The 16,796-nt window shown below is 49.6% G+C and carries 16 protein-coding genes; 13 read left to right on the top strand and 3 right to left on the bottom strand.

Translation table 11 applies throughout. The features are described from left to right. Positions 1–418: IS110 family transposase (locus tag CPA45_RS07930; protein ID WP_165771522.1), on the bottom strand; the 418-nt coding region annotated here is incomplete at its 3' end. A 157-nt stretch (positions 419–575) separates the two neighbouring features. On the opposite strand from CPA45_RS07930, the gene CPA45_RS07935 reads away from it, so the two are divergent. The 9 genes from CPA45_RS07935 to CPA45_RS07975 all read left to right on the top strand — a co-directional run bounded on the left by CPA45_RS07935 (position 576) and on the right by CPA45_RS07975 (position 10,908). Then, a complete protein-coding gene (locus CPA45_RS07935; protein ID WP_096651029.1) occupies positions 576–1,304 on the top strand; it encodes a restriction endonuclease in 729 nt (242 codons plus the stop codon). 111 nt (positions 1,305–1,415) lie between these two features. Beyond that, positions 1,416–2,009: an AlbA family DNA-binding domain-containing protein gene (locus tag CPA45_RS07940; RefSeq protein WP_165771523.1), complete on the top strand. Its 594-nt coding sequence runs from the start codon at positions 1,416–1,418 to the stop codon at positions 2,007–2,009. Positions 2,010–2,929: 920 nt separating this feature from the next. Beyond that, on the top strand, positions 2,930–3,907 hold the full coding sequence (locus CPA45_RS07945; RefSeq protein ID WP_096651031.1) for a TRAP transporter substrate-binding protein: 978 nt from the start codon (positions 2,930–2,932) through the stop codon (positions 3,905–3,907). A 22-nt stretch (positions 3,908–3,929) separates the two neighbouring features. Then, positions 3,930–4,382, top strand: coding sequence for a TRAP transporter small permease (locus CPA45_RS07950; protein WP_096651198.1), 453 nt, complete (start codon positions 3,930–3,932; stop codon positions 4,380–4,382). Next, positions 4,379–5,662, top strand: coding sequence for a TRAP transporter large permease (locus CPA45_RS07955; protein ID WP_096651032.1), 1,284 nt, complete (start codon positions 4,379–4,381; stop codon positions 5,660–5,662). Before CPA45_RS07950 ends, CPA45_RS07955 begins: the two co-directional genes overlap by 4 nt. 5 nt (positions 5,663–5,667) lie before the next feature. After that, complete coding sequence (locus CPA45_RS07960) at positions 5,668–6,390, top strand: HpcH/HpaI aldolase/citrate lyase family protein (RefSeq protein ID WP_096651033.1); 723 nt, start codon at positions 5,668–5,670, stop codon at positions 6,388–6,390. A 25-nt stretch (positions 6,391–6,415) separates the two neighbouring features. Continuing rightward, positions 6,416–8,140, top strand: a complete 1,725-nt coding sequence (locus CPA45_RS07965) for a thiamine pyrophosphate-binding protein (RefSeq protein WP_096651034.1) — start codon at positions 6,416–6,418, stop codon at positions 8,138–8,140. Further along, a complete protein-coding gene (locus CPA45_RS07970; RefSeq protein WP_096651035.1) occupies positions 8,140–9,396 on the top strand; it encodes a Zn-dependent hydrolase in 1,257 nt (418 codons plus the stop codon). Before CPA45_RS07965 ends, CPA45_RS07970 begins: the two co-directional genes overlap by 1 nt. 9 nt (positions 9,397–9,405) lie before the next feature. Then, a complete protein-coding gene (locus CPA45_RS07975; protein ID WP_096651036.1) occupies positions 9,406–10,908 on the top strand; it encodes an aldehyde dehydrogenase in 1,503 nt (500 codons plus the stop codon). A 9-nt stretch (positions 10,909–10,917) separates the two neighbouring features. Here the strand turns inward: CPA45_RS07975 and CPA45_RS07980 are convergent, their stop codons facing one another. Continuing rightward, positions 10,918–11,904 carry a LysR family transcriptional regulator gene (locus tag CPA45_RS07980; protein ID WP_096651037.1) on the bottom strand — a complete coding sequence of 329 codons (987 nt, stop codon included), beginning with the start codon at positions 11,902–11,904 and terminating at the stop codon, positions 10,918–10,920. A 394-nt stretch (positions 11,905–12,298) separates the two neighbouring features. On the opposite strand from CPA45_RS07980, the gene dctP reads away from it, so the two are divergent. The 4 genes from dctP to CPA45_RS08000 are packed head-to-tail and all read left to right on the top strand — an operon-like array spanning position 12,299 to position 15,790. Then, a complete protein-coding gene (dctP, locus tag CPA45_RS07985; RefSeq protein WP_096651038.1) occupies positions 12,299–13,276 on the top strand; it encodes a TRAP transporter substrate-binding protein DctP in 978 nt (325 codons plus the stop codon). Positions 13,277–13,284: 8 nt separating this feature from the next. Beyond that, on the top strand, positions 13,285–13,794 hold the full coding sequence (locus tag CPA45_RS07990; protein ID WP_096651039.1) for a TRAP transporter small permease: 510 nt from the start codon (positions 13,285–13,287) through the stop codon (positions 13,792–13,794). A 3-nt stretch (positions 13,795–13,797) separates the two neighbouring features. Next, complete coding sequence (locus CPA45_RS07995; RefSeq protein WP_096651040.1) at positions 13,798–15,102, top strand: TRAP transporter large permease; 1,305 nt, start codon at positions 13,798–13,800, stop codon at positions 15,100–15,102. A gap of 16 nt (positions 15,103–15,118) precedes the next feature. Beyond that, complete coding sequence (locus tag CPA45_RS08000; protein WP_244287552.1) at positions 15,119–15,790, top strand: RraA family protein; 672 nt, start codon at positions 15,119–15,121, stop codon at positions 15,788–15,790. 168 nt (positions 15,791–15,958) lie between these two features. On the opposite strand, the gene CPA45_RS08005 is transcribed toward CPA45_RS08000, so the two are convergent. Next, the gene (locus tag CPA45_RS08005; RefSeq protein ID WP_096651041.1) at positions 15,959–16,747 is read right to left on the bottom strand and encodes a shikimate dehydrogenase family protein; all 789 of its coding nucleotides are present in this window, start codon (positions 16,745–16,747) and stop codon (positions 15,959–15,961) included. Positions 16,748–16,796 lie beyond the last annotated feature (49 nt).

Genomic DNA, 16,796 nt, shown 5'->3' on the forward strand with positions numbered 1-16,796 from the left:
GAACGAGCCCAGTGCGGCGACGAAGTAAATCCCGTGTTGCTCGCATGCTACGAGGGTAGGCATACGCGAGGGGAAAGTTGCCACCGCGAATAAGCGCAGCAATTTTGTAAGAATCCACGCGATCATTCTTAGTTTTACCGCCATGAATGGCCTTCATATAAAGGGCATGACCGAGAATGAAAGCAATGCCCTGGTCTTCACAGAAATCAGCGATCCAGTACCAGCAGTGCATGCATTCGACGCCGATGATCAGATCGTCCAGGTAGGGTTCGATCAGATGGAGCAAAGGTTCTGGTTTGGCTGGAATCTCTTTATGCAGAAGGGTGTCGCCCTGCTGATCCAAGATACAGACATACAGGCTACGGGCATGCAGATCAATTCCACAGTAGTGACGGTGAGTGCTATTGTAAAAGTTCATTGAGTCTTCTCCTGTTAGGTTTGGTCGCCTTTTCAGCTTAGCCAAACAGGCTGAGCTGGGGGAGAAGGCTCAATGAGTATCAAGCGCATGTTGTCGGACTGGTTTCCGCTGCGCTCCAAATCAGCCGCAAATGCGGGCGTTAATTTCAAAGGTGACCATGACTGACTGGAAGAAATATGAGCGTTTCATAGCCGAACTTTGCTCTGAGGACTATCAATCTCAAGATGTCACGGTCATCCCAAATGCCAAAATAAAAGGTTGCTTAAGTCAAACGATTAGGCAAGTAGATGTCCTTATAGACTCTCGCTTTGGTGACGATAGAAATCGTAGGATTATTGTAGATGCTAAGAAATATAGCCGCCCCCTAAATGTTAAAGACGTTGAAAGTTTCCATGGAATGATGATGGACTGCTCCTCAAAAGTCGGAATTTTAGTTTGTCCGAACGGTTATAGTGAGGCGGCAAAAAGAAGAGCACAAAATTATATTAATTTGAAAATTGTTGCTCTCTCTGAATTGGAAAATGTCGATCTCTCGCTGTGGGATAACTGTATAAGTGATAGTTGCAATGAAAGAAAAGAGCGAGGTCTAGTACTTTGGGATTCGCCTATTGGTATAGGAGCACCATCTACTCCAGTATCAATTACTACTATTGGTAAATGCGATGTCTGTGGGGATTTTCATATTTGGTGTTGGGACTGTGGTGGTAAATTTTTTTTGGGCGATGAAAGTGAGTTGAAGTGCAACTGCGACCACCCTTGGTTTTGGCTTACCGCCATCGAAGAAGATGAAAGTAGTGAAGGTGGCAACGAAGTATTGAAGTCTGTATACCTGCTTTTGGTTACTTTAACAGATGCATTAATCGCGGATAGAAAGCCGCTAAATTGAAATTAACAATCGCATATTGTTCGCCCCTGCGGGGCTGGGACCTTCGCTCCGCTGCGCTTCACTATGGCCCCAAATGCGGGCGTTAAAAACCAAAGATACTCGGAGTGCACATTGGAAATCGATATTATTGAAATGATGTCTCATGGAGAGAATCAAAAAGTTGAGTTTCTGCGCGCCGACGTCTCCCCACTCATCATCGCAAAAGTAGTGTCTGCATTTGCAAACACAGATGGTGGGACGATTCTGCTTGGGGTCAGTAATTCTTCTACTATAGATGGTGTAGACCCTGATGCAGCAAGGTCAAAGATCGAAAAAGCTCTTGGGATGCTCAGCTCATCTGATGTTGTGAGTTTCGATATAAAGCAAACACGTATCGTTCTAAATGTTGCTGTTATAAGGGTCGAAAAATCGGATCAAATTGTTTTTTGTGACTCAGGTGCCTACATACGAAGCGGCGAGAAAATTAGAGTGATGCACCAAGAGGAAATCAGATCACTAGTCGGCTCGTCAAGTGGTTCAATTGACGCCCTTTCTGGCGTTTTGGAAAAGCAAACTTTAATGATTGAAGCTCTAGAAAAGACCATTAGCAGCCTGAAAGGCGAAGTTGCTGAAGGAAATAGTCTCAAGTCGAAGATTAAAGACCATTCGATAGGAGGTATTGTTGGTGTGGTGGTCGGTATCGCTCTTGGCGCAATCGGTTTTTAACAAGGCTAGGCACGGCGACGGCTTTTTCGTTGCGGCTTCGCCTCCACTTCAAAGCTGCGCGTGTTGGCGGCGTTATATCAGCATTTCCTCAACATCCGCTCTTGACCGAGAACAGCCAAAACCAAAAAAGGACCCACGATTTCTCGCAGGCCCCTTTTTGGATTTTGGCGCGCCTGACAGGAATTGAATCTGCGACCTTCGGCTTCGGAGGCTACTTCCAAGCCCTTTAGAAAATGTCACTTGGTCAGCAAGTCTTTCTGAGAAAATTTAATTTACGGAAATAAAAACAACCGCTTAATAAAGAAAAACCCTTAATAGCTCTTTTACTCTTTATCCCGACTTATACCATTCGCTGCACAACGCCACCGTTATATCGGTCATATCGCGTGACTTTAAGATGTCCGGTTTTTGACCAGCTTTGACCTTTGGCGGTATAGATGGCGTGAACGATCGTCTGATGAACTGAAGCTCCGAAACCATCCATTAAGCCTAAAAGGATAATGTGCAGTAAATTTTTACAGTTAATGTTAAATTGCCAAGCAAACCACCCAATACTTCTGACGGAGGGAAATAATTCTTAAACATAAAATTTAAGAATATAACTTTTACCTGTAACCGCCTTGAGCTCTTCTTATCACACTATCAAAACGCATATATCTATTAAAAATAAAAAAACAAAGCTCTACATAAACTCAACCCACATTAAAAACCATAAAAATTTATCAAATATAACCATCTGATACAAAAATCTAAAAAAAAACCACTACTCTAACTATTAAAAGAGCCCTGCAAAACATTATATAAAAATAATAAATATTAAAAATAAGAATTATAAAATTGCTACAACGTTTTTATCAGACGAATCTGTTACCTGTGCGATTGATTTCAAAACACCAAAATTAATGACAACAGGTATCACAATGAAACCAACCCCTCTTGCGCTCTTCAGCCTTATCGGAATAAGTACTTTTTGCAGCAATGTTCAAGCACTGGATATCAAGCTTGGGCATGTCTTGGCACCAACTCATAACTGGCATGTCTCTGCGGAAGGTTTTGCTCATGACGTACGAGAAGCTACCGATCAGCGTGTAAATTTTCAGGTTTTTCCTAGCGGCCAGCTTGGCAATGAAACTCGGCTGATAGAAGGCATGCAAATTGGCAGTATGGATGCCGGAGTTATTGGGTGCGGATCCTTTCAATCCTTAGAACCCAAGTTTGGAATCGTTGAGCTGCCTTACTCTTGGGAGAGCCGAGAAGCAGCCTACGCAGCTTATGATGGTGAACTAGGCAGCATCCTCGAAGAACTGGCGGAAAATAAGAGTATTAAAGTTCTCAGTTGGTGGGAAAATGGTTTCCGTCACGTTACCAACAACCGGGGGCCAATTGAGTCTCCACACGACCTAGAAGGTCTAAAGATCAGGGTCACTCCTGACAGGATGCGTCTAAATACTTTTGAAGCACTCGGTGCAAACCCCGCCCCACTTTCCTTTGGTGAACTCTACTCGGCATTACAGCAAGGCGTCTTTGACGCTCAGGAAAACCCCCTTTCCATTATTCACTCCTCTTCTTTTTACGAAGTTCAAGATTACATCTCTTTAACGGGCCATGTTTGGGCTCCTGCTTGCTTAGCAATTGCTGGCCCCACTTGGAACAAGATCAATGCGGATGATCAGGCAGTTATCCAAGCTCTAGCAGACGAGTGGCGCGATAAGCAACGCGCTATGGCCCAGGAGGATGATAAAAACATGCTCGAAATGCTGGCTGCAGAAGGTATGCAGATAAATGAAGTCGACACAGCGTCCTTCAACGAGCGGGTTCAAGGAGTATGGAACGATTATTCCGATGTGTTTGGTGAGGAATTGATGGAGACCGTCAGACAGTACCAAACGGCTGAATGATATGACCTTTTCCAGGCTTGTAATGCGTATATCCCATCTAAGTTTGGCCGTAGCCGCCTGTGGAGCCGCCGCGTTGGCGGCCCTGGTTATCTATACGGTCTTTATGCGCTGGGTCGTGGGACAAACGCCTAATTGGGCGGAAGAGTTGCCGCGATTAGTGCTGATCTGGACAGCCCTATTGGGCTCAGTTACCTGCACATACCAACGCTCTCACCTCAATGCCGGGTTGCTGCCGCTGATCGTACGCTCCATCAACGTCCGCCGAGTCATCAACAAGGCCACGGATATTGTTCTACTAGTAATGCTTCTGGTGCTAGCCAAGGCTGGTTGGGATCTAGCAGTACTGACCATGAGCATGACCACTACAGCGTTAAAAATGCCTGTTGGTGTCATTTATCTCTCAGTGCCAGTGGGTTGCGTAGGTATGGCGTTGATGCAAGTACAGCACGTGTTGTCTCCAGGAGATTCGCTATGACCGCAGGTGCACTTACTCTGCTGGGCGTCTTTGGATTCGCTATTTTAGTTAATATCCCGATTGCCTTCAGCTTGATTCTCGCCGCTCTCGTCTATCTGCTCGTGTTTGGTGCGGCCCCTATGATGGTTTCAGCGCAGCAGTTCGTCGGAGGGATGGATAGCTTCACCTTGCTGGCGATTCCCCTATTCATTCTAGCGGCACAACTGATGAATAGCGCTGGCCTGACCAAGCGTATCGTGCATCTTTGCATGTCCCTAGTCGGCGATATTCGGGGCGGGCTAGCTGTCGTAGCAGTCATGGCCTGTATGTTGTTTGGTGCCTTATCGGGGTCAGGAGTGGCAGATGTTATTGCCATCGGCAGCATGCTGTTACCTGCAATGCATAAGAATGGCTACCACAAGGGTTTTAGCAGCGCACTCGTTGGGTGTGCAAGCTCCTTCGGAACAGTGATCCCTCCTAGTATCGTCATGATTGTCTATGGCACCACGTCTAATACATCGGTGGGTAAACTCTTCATGGGCGGCGTAATTCCTGGCCTGTTGTTGACCCTCTCATTAATAGGTGTAGCACTTTATATTTCGCGGAAACATGGCTGGGCTGGGGTCAAGCCTTCCGGCCCCGCAGAACGTCGCCGAGCGGTCATCGATGCACTGCCTGCACTCATGGTACCGGTGCTAATCATTGGTGGAATTCGCTTCGGCGTATTCACACCGACCGAAGCAGCGGCCTCCGCCATTCTCTATGCCCTTGTACTCGGCTTGGTGCTCTATCGCTGCCTCTCACTACGAGACATTATCAACTGCGTCATCGCCACAGCAGAAACGAGCGCCGCCATCTTAGTCATTATCGGCGCTGCTGGTCTCTTCGCCTGGGGGCTGACTTATGAGCAGGTACCACAAACCATCGCAGGGATCATCGGCGATTGGACAAATAGCACACACACTGTGTTGCTGTTGCTAACTGCAGTATTGCTGGTGCTCGGAACCTTTATGGAGAGCATCGCCATCATCATCATCATCACCCCCATCGTCATGCCTCTGCTCTCCCAGTACGGCATCGATCCTGTGCATTTCGGTGTGCTGCTGACCGTCAACCTCGCTATAGGTGCCAATACGCCCCCCCTGGGTATAGACCTAATGGCGGCCTGTCGTATTTCGGGTATCAGCGTTATGGAAACGTTACGCCCGCTTTCTCTAATGCTGATGTCCATGCTTGCCGTCCTAATGCTCATCACATTCGTGCCTGACATCGTGCTGTTCTTACCCAACCTGATGGAGTGACTTTAATGCTTCATAGCACACTAACAGGCTGTCGAAGCTGGCTTTTCGTACCAGGGCATGACGCCGATTGTTTGGCTGACGCGTTGGACTCTGGGGCCGATGCCATCGTTATTGATCTGGAGGAATTCACCCCGGCAGCATCACGCCATACTGCCTGCCAAGCGTTCGTCAGCATGGCCGAAAGCTGTCGGCAAAGAGGCGTCTCTCCCATGGTCCGAATCAATGCCTTAGATAAGGGAGGCCGAGCAGAGCTGAAACTGCTAATGGGTGCCTCTCCTGAGGCGGTCTTCCTGCCCAAAGTCGAGGAAGTAACACAACTGACGGCACTTTCGTCAGCACTTAGTCGCGAAGAAAAACACTGGGGTATAGCACCAGAAACTACCGCCATTATACCGACTATAGAGAGCCGCTTGGGGATCAAGCGGATCAGCGAATTATTACATTCTTGCCCGCGCGTTTTAGCCGCTCTGCTCGGCACTGGTGATTTAGCACATGACCTAAAGCTGTCTCCAGAAGAGCGTAGCGCCTCGCTAGCCCCCTTCCGACAGTTATTTCTCAGGGCTTGCGATGATGCCGGCATGTTGGCAATTGACGGCCCGTGGCCAGCAAAAAAAGGGTTCGAAGCAGACCAGTCTTGGTCTTATCAATGCGGCTTTCGAGCTCGTTGTGTTGTCGATTCTCGCCAGATTAAGCCCTTGCATCGGCTGTTATCTGCCCCGTCTACCTAACCATTCGTTCAAAGAGATCTTGCCCATGAGCAACGCCGTCACCCCGACACGCAACGGGGGCCAAATCCTGATTCAACAATTACGCCAGCATGGTGCTCGGCGCGTTTTTCTGGTCCCTGGCGAGAGCTATCTGCCCTGTATTGATGCACTTAATGAGCATCGTGATGCTATCGAGCCTATTGTCTGCCGCCAAGAGAGCGGTGCTGGCTACATGGCCGAGGCCTATGGCAAGCTAACCAACGAGCCTGGAATCTGTTTTGTCACCCGAGGGCCTGGCGCCACCAATGCATCAATTGCCGTCCATACGGCTTATCAAGACTCGACACCGATGATCCTTTTTATCGGACAAGTCGGCAACGATTTCATCGAACGCGAGGCCTTTCAGGAGATCGACTATCGCCGCATGTTCGGACCAATGGCCAAATGGGTAGCCCAGATTGACGACACTGCACGGATACCTGAGTTCATCGCCAGAGCCTACTCTGTCGCGACCAGTGGCCGCCCTGGCCCAGTAGTTTTGGCCTTGCCAGAAGACACGTTGTGGGGCGAAGCCTGTGTTGCTGATGTGGAGCCTCGGCAGCGCCTACACAGTTACCCTAGCCAACAACAATTGCGCGAGTTGCAACAGCATCTAGAGCGGGCCGAAAAGCCATTCCTATTACTGGGTGGTAGCGGATGGACCGAGCAGGCCCAAATGGATATTGCTGCGTTTGCCGAGCGCTACGCTCTTCCCGTTGGCGTTGCCTGGCGACGCCTAGAGTGTTTTAACCAACACCATGAGAATTTCGTTGGTCACGTTGGTAGCGGCATGCATCAAGCTTTGCGTGAGCAGCTCAAGTCCTGCGATCTGATTATTACGCTGGGGACACGATTAGGCGAACCTACGACAGAGGGCTACAGCTGGATCGAATCGCCCGTGCCAAGCCAGACATTAGTCCATATCTATCCCGACCCCGAAGAACTGGGGCATGTTTATCGTCCTGACCTTGCTATTAATGCCGACGTGGTTGGTTTTTCGGCAAGCCTAGGAGAACTAGCTCCCGAGATAACACCAGCATGGAAACAGGCGACGGCCACTGCTCGACGAGCCTATCTTGATACTCTTATACCTTTAGAGGCGCCTGGACGGCTTAGCCTAGATAAAGTCACCCGAACGGTAGATCGACTACTGAACGGCAAAGGCTGTATCACTGTCGGCGCTGGCAACTACGCACTTTATGCTCATCGCTATATCCAGTTTGGTGGACTTGGCAGCTCGTTAGCTCCCACGGTTGGTGCAATGGGTTACGGCCTTCCCGCAGCCATCAGCAGTAAGCTCGAGCACCCTCAACGGCCGGCCATCTGTTTTGCCGGTGACGGTTGCTTCCAGATGAATTTGCAGGAGCTCGGTGTGGCCCTGCAGTACCGACTGGGTATCGTCATACTCGTCTTCAACAATGGCATGTGGGGCACCATCCGCGCCCATCAGGAGAATGACTTTCCTGGCCGAGAGATTGCGCTGACATTCACCAACCCTAAGTTTGACTCCCTGATCAAGGCCTATGGCGGACATGGAGAGATCGTCGAGGACGACGCTTCGTTCGAAGCTGCCTTTAATCGTGCCCTAGCCTTTACTGAGCAAGAACACTTGCCCGCTTTGATTGAGCTGCGTTATGACGCTGATGGTATTGCACCAGGAGAGCGTCTAAGCGCAATCCGTGCTACAGCTCTTGAAAGCCAAAAATATAGTAATGACACAGGAGAGCTCTGATGACTGAGTCTACTTTCTCGACACTCCGCATTGATGGACAGCGCCTATGGCGCTCATTAATGAACCTTGCTGACATTGGTGCCACACCAAAGGGGGGCAATTGTCGGTTGGCGTTGACGGAAGAGGATCGACTTGGTCGTGAGCTTGTGTCTAGCTGGTTGCGAGACGCTGGCTTGACCATAGATGTTGATCAAATGGGCAATATCTTCGCTCGTCGTGCGGGAAGCCGTAATGACCTACCCCCGGTGGCCACCGGAAGTCACCTCGACACCCAGCCCACCGGTGGCCGTTTCGATGGCTGTTACGGTGTACTAGCCGGGCTGGAAGTTATGCGGGTTCTCAATGATCACTCTATTACTACTGAAGCACCACTAGAGGTAGTGATATGGACTAACGAAGAGGGCTGCCGCTTCGTTCCAGTCATGATGGGATCTGGGGTGCATGCTGGCGTAATCCCGCTTGAGACCGCGCTAGCTGCCAAAGATCGCAATGGAGACACTGTAGCTGCTTCGTTGGAACGTATCGGTTACAGCGGTGACATTCCTATGGGTAGCAAAACCTTCGGTGCCTATATCGAATCCCATATCGAGCAAGGTCCAGTACTTGAAGCAGAAGGAATAGCTGTTGGCGCGGTAACCGGCTCTCTAGGCTTGCGCTGGTTCGATGTTGTGGTCACCGGTCAAGAAGCCCATGCTGGGCCGACACCCATGCCCTATCGTCGTGATGCGCTAAAACGGGCCGCTGAACTCATCGGCGATATCCTAGCGCTGGCTGATCCGTATCAGCCGCACGGTCGCGTCACCTGTGGGGAGTTCGACCTTTATCCAAACTCACGTAATGTCATTCCTGGGCGAGTAACCTTCAGCGTTGATATTCGCCATTTGGAGAACGAGACGCTTGAACAGATGGAGCACGCTCTCCAAGATATCTGCTCAAAGCATCATGAGCCTGGAAAAGTAACCGTAGAACTGCAGGACGTTCAGCGGGTGCCACCGACACCATTCAACAGCGACCTAGTAGATCTCATTCGCGCTAGCAGCGATGGACTTGGCATACCCTACCGCGATATCGAGACCGGGGCCGGTCACGATGCCGTCTTCATAAGTCGTGTTGCACCCACGGCTATGATTTTCGTTCCCTGCGAAGATGGTATCAGTCACAACGAAAGCGAAAATGCTACACCAGAGGATCTTGAGGCTGGCGCCAACGTGCTGTTACACACCATGCTGCGCAAGGCCGGTATCGCAGCATCTTAAAATAAGGATATGACAATGCATGATAAAGCTTACTGGCAAACGCTAGCCAGCCGTCTACAGCTGACCACTCAAGCCTTCATCGACGGTGAATTTGTCAACAGCTTTGACGGCTCAACTCTAAAGGCTTACAACCCGGCGACAGGCCAGATGATAGCCAACGTGACCGCCTGCAGTGGTGTGGATATCGATCGTGCGGTACTTGCCGCACGTCGAGTCTTCGAATCGGGTGACTGGTCTCGCTGTCCTCCACTAGAGCGCAAACGAGTTTTGCTCCGCTTCGCCTCGCTTATCGAAACGCACGCTGAAGAGCTAGCGCTTCTACAAACACTCGAAATGGGAAAGCCAATCGCTGATAGTTTGGCCTTTGACTTGCCCGAAACAGCACGCTGTGTGGCCTGGTATGCCGAGGCGATCGATAAACAGTACGGTGAGATAGCCCCCACCAGCGAAGACGTTCATGCCACCATCACCCGCCAGCCTCTCGGTGTGGTTGCTGCTGTGGTGCCATGGAATTTTCCACTGATGATCGCCGCCTGGAAATTCGCCCCAGCACTGGCAGTCGGCAATAGCGTCATACTCAAGCCCGCCGAGGCCTCTAGCCTTAGTGCTCTCAGGCTAGCTGCACTAGCCAAGGAAGCGGGCCTGCCGGATGGCGTATTCAATGTCACCCCTGGCCACGGCGCTATCGCTGGCGAAGCGTTGGGAATGCATCCACAGGTCGATGCACTCGCCTTCACAGGATCCACCGCCACAGGCAAGCGATTTATGCGCTACTCCAGCGAGTCCAATCTAAAGCGGGTATGGCTCGAATGCGGAGGCAAATCTCCGCACATAGTCTTTGCTGACTGCCCAGACCTGGATGCCGCTGCACAAGCCGCTGCCGCGGGTATCTTTACCAACCAGGGGGAGGTGTGTATTGCAGGCTCTAGGCTGTATGTGGAAGCGTCTATTTTTGATGATTTCTTGCCACGACTGGTTTCCGCGGCAAAAAACATGCCAGCTGGCGATCCGCTGGATCCCTCTACGCGTATGGGAGCGTTAGTCAGCGCCGATCATCATGCCAAGGTATTAAACTTTATCGAGCAAGGACTCAGCGAAGGCATGGCTCTCCACCACGGAGGAAAGCATGCGACGCCTATAGAAGGAGGATGGTACGTTGAACCAACAATCCTGGAAGGAACCCAAACCACCACGGTGATGCGCGAGGAGATCTTCGGGCCAGTGTTAGGTATAAGTCGCTTCACCGACGAGACCGAGGCCCTCGCCTTGGCTAACGACTCGATCTATGGACTTGGAGCTGGACTCTGGACCGCTGACCTTGGCCGTGCGCATCGCGTATCAAAGCACCTTCAGGCTGGCTTGGTTTGGGTCAACTGCTATGCCGATGGTGATATTAGTGTTCCCTTCGGTGGCATGAAGCAGTCCGGTTTTGGTCGTGATAAATCTCTTCATGCGCTGGACAAGTATTCAGATCTAAAGACGACCTGGTTCAATTTAGCCTACAAAAAATAATACCATCAGCTATTTAGCTGTTTCGACATCAGACATTTCGTCGAACACTTCAAGTCCAGTGGTAAGCCGCTCCTCAAGCTGCACCTTGCCCATAGCATTAAGGAAAAACTCCATAAAGATGGTCTCAGCTTCGCTGAAACGAGCATCCTGATGCCACATCACGTGCAAATCGATTTCAGCGACACCATCATAGGGCGGAAGGGGCCAGAGCCGACCTTCCGCCACATCTCTCTGCACTAAATGCTCGGGCAGGCAGCCAATACCCCATCCAGCAATTACCATCCGCTGAATTTCTTGGAGACTGCTCGACTGACCTACCACATTCCCCTTCAACCCATGATGGGCACGAAACACGGCAAGCGAGGAGAGCACACCATCAAGTTGCTCGCTACCAAAGGAGACATAGTTTTCACTCCTTAGGCTATCCATCGGCAAGTTGTGACGCCCAAAAAGCGTATGGCTTTTGCCGCAGTAGAGCCGATACCGCTGCCGCGCTAGTATCTGACTATTCAGATTGCTCGGACACTGCAGTGCCAGACAAATACCCATGGCTCCCTGCCTTTGAGCCAGCGCATTCTGCACCTCTTGGCTCGACATATCCTCGATACTAAATGTGATCTGGGGGAACTGCTTATGAAAGCGCTCGAACACACTGTCCAGAAACCGGCATTGAATGCCCGTGATGAAGAGGAGAGAAATATGACCGACTACCTCAGGATCAAAATCTCCCACTGAAGCCGCTAATCGGGCTACGTTAGCATAAATATCGATGGCTTCTCGATAAACGAGATGACCAGCTTTTGTTACAGTAAAACTATGGCTATCGCGCTCAATCAGCCGTTGTCCTAGTCGCTCTTCCAGCCTCTTCAAAGAGAGACTGACCGCTGGTTGCGATAAGTACAACCTGCTTGCAGCCTTACTGACGCTCCCCTCTTGAACAATCACAATAAAAGTTCTGAGAAGATTCCAATCCAGAGTATCGTGAACGGGTCTCATAAAACCTCTTCTTTATTCTTAGCAACATAGTCCATTTTCATACCAAAAAAGACTTACTAAAAAATTAAAAACAATATAAACATAAAAAAACACGCAGAGCATAACACCGTCTTAACACTGCACCACAATGATGCTTGAGATAAATATGTTTATATTTTTTGTGCCAATTAAGTGCCAAAAGAATTAACTAAAAATTAAAAATAGGCTCTCTAACATCATACACAGAACCTCTACATGAAAAAGCAACCTTGTATAAATCTGATTAATCTTATTTATAAAAAATAGAAAACTCTAGATTTTTATATTCTATTGACCGTTAACCAGTGCCATGACTAGATTACAAAGCTTCATGCAGAAAAGCTAACTACTTAGTAAAAATACAAAGAGGTAGACAATGAACCGCTCCATTGCCGTAATCATCCTTACCCTGAGTGCATCACAAGCCATGGCCACCGAGCTGAGAATGCTCACTAGCTATGATCAAACCAGTGCTTATACCCGCGAAGTTGCCCAACGATATATAGCAAGAGTTGGGGAGGCCAGCCAAGGAGATATTAAGATCAACTTGAATGGCCCCGATGTTGTATCACCTTTCGAGCAGCTCGAGCCTGTGTCATCTGGTGTTTTCGACCTGCTTTACACCCATGGCGCCTACCATACCAATACCACTGGTGTAGGCGCCGCTATGGATGCCGTCTTCGTAAACCCTGATGCCACCCACGAATCAGGCCTCTGGGAATTTATCGATACATACTACAACGAGCTTGGGCTTAAGTTAATTGCAATCCCTCCATTGGGCAGTAGTGGCTTTCAATATGTACTCAAAGAGCCTATTGAGGGTACACCAGGCTTGGAGGGGCGCAGAGTTCGTGGCAGCGCGACTTATACCAGCACCACTCAAGGGTTAGGTGGAACACCTGTACTGATGTCTGGAGGCGATGTTTATTCGTCTCTTGACCGAGGAGTGATTGATGGAGCCGCCTGGGGACTCAACGGCGTCGAAGATTTCGGTTGGAACGAAGTTGCAGGATATTTTACCAAGCCTACCTTCGGCCAAACCTACACCTATCTGTTCATGAACCTGACAGCATTCAACGCGCTCGACGAGGCAAAACAGGACCTACTCCTCGAACAAGGCAGAGCGCTGGAAAATGAAACGGCCGCCATCCTTGATGAGCTGGCGCAGCAAGAGTGGGCTTCACTGAGAGAGAAGGGAATGCAGGAAACATACTTCCAGCCAGCTGATGCGGAGCGACTCGATGCCCTGGTCAATGAGGGTATTTGGCAGTTAGGGATCGACAAGTCCCCTGAAGCGGTTAGCAACATGCGTGAGATCGCCGAACAGAACAATATGACCGCAACTGTCGAGTAGGTACCACCATGCCCCACCCGATAGCTAGACTCCATGACCGTATCACGCGATTCGGGTTCTACCTTGGCGGTGCCACCTTGTGTGGCATCGTCCTATGCTTCTGGGTCGAAGTGGTCGCTCGTTACTTTTTTAATGCCCCGACTCTATGGTCAAGTTCCCTTGTGGCTTATTTTCTTTGTATCGCGGTATCGTTGAGCATGCCAGAACTAGCACGCACGAATGGCCACATCGCAATCACTGTACTACCTGAAAGGCTCTCTCCTATCATGCGACAGCGCTATGACCGGATGATCGCCCTAGTGGCTGGAAGCGTCTGTATTGTCACCGCCTGGATCATCGTTAAGGAAACACTCCGGCAATTTGATGGAGGCACGACAACCGCGCTGGGTCTTGATATTCCTAAATACTGGGTTTCAAGCTTCATCTGTTATGGCTTTATCAATACCTCTTTGCACTTCCTGCGCCACGCTTTGTTTGCGGCCCCCCCACACAACAGCAACGAGCAACAGGAGGCTTAAAACATGGAATGGTACATTTCTCTAGGTATTGCGCTCACATTGCTGATGGGGCTATTTGCTCTGGGCGTGCCGATTTTCATCGCCTTTCTTACCGTCAACGTCCTGGGGACTTTCTGGCTGATGGGGAGTGCGGGCTTCGGCATGTTCGCCAATAGCGTATACAGCACCGTTACGTCAGAGACTCTCACTACCATCGTACTATTCGTTCTAATGGGAGAGTTGCTGTTCCGCTCAGGCTCGATAGACGTCATTTTCGATGCTCTGGACACCCTTATGGGCCGCATTAAAGGACGCCTGTACTTTTTTGTCATTGTACTTGCCACTCTATTCGGTGCTCTATCGGGATCAGCGTTGGCGGTAACCGCTATGCTGAGTCGCTCAGCGCTGCCTACAATGCAGCAGCGTGGCTATGATGACCGCCTTTCTATCGGCCTGATTCTGGGTGGAGCCAGCTTGGCACCAATCATCCCCCCGAGCCTACTGGTCATCATAATCGGCTCCATGGTCGATATCTCAATCGCGCGACTGCTGATCGCCGGTATTATCCCCGGTATTCTCCTGGCAGGACTATTTGTCAGCTACGTCGTAGTGAAATTGATGCTCAATCCTTCCTTGGCACCTACTGCCGACGAAGGTGGGGGTGGAACGTGGCGAGCACGCGGAAAGGCACTACTGAAAATGGCACCGTTCAGTATCATTATTTTCTCAGTGCTTGGGCTAATCATGCTAGGGGTTGCCACGCCTTCGGAATCTGCAGCCACTGGCGTGCTTGGTGCCATGTTGGTAGCGGTTTACTACCGCCGATTCACTCTCAAAATGGCCAAGCAGGCGGTACTTTCTTCGCTGGGCATCAGTGCCATGATCATAGCTATCCTAGCCTGCTCGAAGTTGTTCAGCCAACTGCTCTCTTTCGCTGGTGCGACCTCCGGCCTAGTCGGGTTGGCTACCAGCCTAGAGCTGGACCCCATGTGGATGTTGTTACTACTGATGCTCGTGCCACTCATTGCGTGCATGTTCATCGATCAGATTGCGTTCATGATGGTTGTCATTCCGATTTATGCACCGTTAGTCAAGCTATACGGCTTCGACCCCATCTGGTTCTGGACTCTATTTTTGATCAATATCTCTGTCGGCAGCCTAACGCCCCCTTTCGGCTATAACCTATTTGCAGTGAAAGGCGGCGCACCATCAGTACCTATGCAAACGATCTTTGCCGCAGCTTGGCCGATCGTCATCTGCTTCCTCTTCGGCATGCTAGTACTGTTCTTCTTGCCCTCTCTTATCACGTTTTTACCCAGTTTGATCTGACCACTCGGAGATGTTTATGTATCACATCGCACAGATGCCAGCACCGATTGACACCCACATCAGTCAGCAACTACTCGAGTGTGAGACGGCCACTATTGGTCACTTCAGAGAAAATGGATTCATCGATCCAGCTATCCACTCATTGCTCGCTCAGACTCGGGTGGTTGGGACTGCTGTGACTCTCTCCCTTCCGCCTACAGATGGCACGCTGCTTAATCACGCGATGCGCTTAGTACGCCCTGGAGACATATTAGTTATCGACAGGCAAGGCGACGACCGACACGCATGTTGGGGTGGAGTGATGACTCACGTAGCCAAGAAGCTAGGTGTGGGAGGAGTCATCATCGACGGAATGGCGACGGACGCACAAACTATTCAAGAGCTAGGATTTCCGGTTTGGTGCCGAGGCATTTCAGCCTTGACGACTAAATTGGCGGGGTTGGGAGGCACTATGAATATGCCAGTAACTCTCGGAGGGCTCGTTATTCACCCTGGTGATATTATCCTCGCTGATGAGAGTGGTGTTCTAGTAGTACCTGCTCAAGAAGCCGTTACGATTGCCTCAAAGGCCATTATGCTACAACAACAGGAAGAGGCAATTCTCCAACGGGTGGCCCAAGGAGAGTGCTTACCTGATATTAGCGGAGCCACCGAAATCATTGAGCGAGTTAACAGAATAGAACCTTAACTAGTTATAAAGCTGACAGCTGCTAAACGAAGTCCGCTAAGAAAGTAATGTATTAGCCAGTGCTCTGTTGCCGCAGAAGCACTTTCCCATTTCCTATGCAGTTGACGGCCTCTCTAGTGTAGCGATACTCCTTCAAGCCTCCCCGAAGTGACGTCGAAAAGATAAAACTTATAGGCCTAGAGTACTAAGCATAAGTTTCAGCTGGTTATTTAGCATGGGCAGCCCTGGTTGTACCATGCAACCTAGACTCTTTGCTTTCTTTAAAAGATGAGTTTCTGAAGGATCCATAATAATATCAGCAACTACTTGATCTTTAGTCAAGCCATTAGCATTTAAAGGTAAAGGATCATTTTTTCTAAGCCCAAGCGAAGTAGCATTGACGACAAGGTCATGGCCTGCGGGATTATGATCACCTAATACGATGTTGATATTCGGATGTTCTTTTTTAAGGTTATAAATAAGTGCCTCTGCTTTTTCTAGCGTTCTATTAAAGATGGTGATTAATGAAACATTTTCTTCTGCTAGTGCAAAAGCAATAGCGCTTGCAGCCCCACCAGAGCCAACTAAATAAACAGAGCGACCTTTTGGTTCAAAACCGTTCGCTTTTAATCCGGCTACAAAGCCTTTTCCATCAAGAATATATCCATGATAATGCCCACCAGAGGTGCGACGAACTACATTAACAGCTTGTGCACAACGTGCATCCTCTGTTAACTGATCGCACAAATGTGACATAGCCGATTTATGTGGCACTGTAACTACGAAACCGGCTAGATTTTGCATAGAAGAGAGGCCTTTCACAAACTCTTCCAGGCGATCTCGATGCACATGAGCCGGGACCATAACAGCGTCAATACCATTCTCTTTACATAAATCATTAAATTTTTCTGGTGTTTTCACGTGTTCAATCGGATCAGCGATAATGAAACACACTTTAGTTTTTCCGGAAACATTCATATACCCCACCTTAAAAAGTCAATAGTTAAAGAAACTCATAATCATTTTA

Source organism: Vreelandella nigrificans (assembly GCF_002374315.1).
Lineage (GTDB): Bacteria > Pseudomonadota > Gammaproteobacteria > Pseudomonadales > Halomonadaceae > Vreelandella > Vreelandella nigrificans.

Coding starts and splice junctions, on each gene's coding strand:
- CPA45_RS07935 (WP_096651029.1), top strand. CDS start 576: ATGACTGACTGGAAGAAATATGAGCGTTTCATAGCCGAACTTTGCTCT.
- CPA45_RS07945 (WP_096651031.1), top strand. CDS start 2,930: ATGAAACCAACCCCTCTTGCGCTCTTCAGCCTTATCGGAATAAGTACT.
- CPA45_RS07950 (WP_096651198.1), top strand. CDS start 3,930: ATGCGTATATCCCATCTAAGTTTGGCCGTAGCCGCCTGTGGAGCCGCC.
- CPA45_RS07955 (WP_096651032.1), top strand. CDS start 4,379: ATGACCGCAGGTGCACTTACTCTGCTGGGCGTCTTTGGATTCGCTATT.
- CPA45_RS07960 (WP_096651033.1), top strand. CDS start 5,668: ATGCTTCATAGCACACTAACAGGCTGTCGAAGCTGGCTTTTCGTACCA.
- CPA45_RS07965 (WP_096651034.1), top strand. CDS start 6,416: ATGAGCAACGCCGTCACCCCGACACGCAACGGGGGCCAAATCCTGATT.
- CPA45_RS07970 (WP_096651035.1), top strand. CDS start 8,140: ATGACTGAGTCTACTTTCTCGACACTCCGCATTGATGGACAGCGCCTA.
- CPA45_RS07975 (WP_096651036.1), top strand. CDS start 9,406: ATGACAATGCATGATAAAGCTTACTGGCAAACGCTAGCCAGCCGTCTA.
- CPA45_RS07980 (WP_096651037.1), bottom strand. CDS start 11,904: ATGAGACCCGTTCACGATACTCTGGATTGGAATCTTCTCAGAACTTTT.
- dctP (WP_096651038.1), top strand. CDS start 12,299: ATGAACCGCTCCATTGCCGTAATCATCCTTACCCTGAGTGCATCACAA.
- CPA45_RS07990 (WP_096651039.1), top strand. CDS start 13,285: ATGCCCCACCCGATAGCTAGACTCCATGACCGTATCACGCGATTCGGG.
- CPA45_RS07995 (WP_096651040.1), top strand. CDS start 13,798: ATGGAATGGTACATTTCTCTAGGTATTGCGCTCACATTGCTGATGGGG.
- CPA45_RS08000 (WP_244287552.1), top strand. CDS start 15,119: ATGTATCACATCGCACAGATGCCAGCACCGATTGACACCCACATCAGT.
- CPA45_RS08005 (WP_096651041.1), bottom strand. CDS start 16,747: ATGAATGTTTCCGGAAAAACTAAAGTGTGTTTCATTATCGCTGATCCG.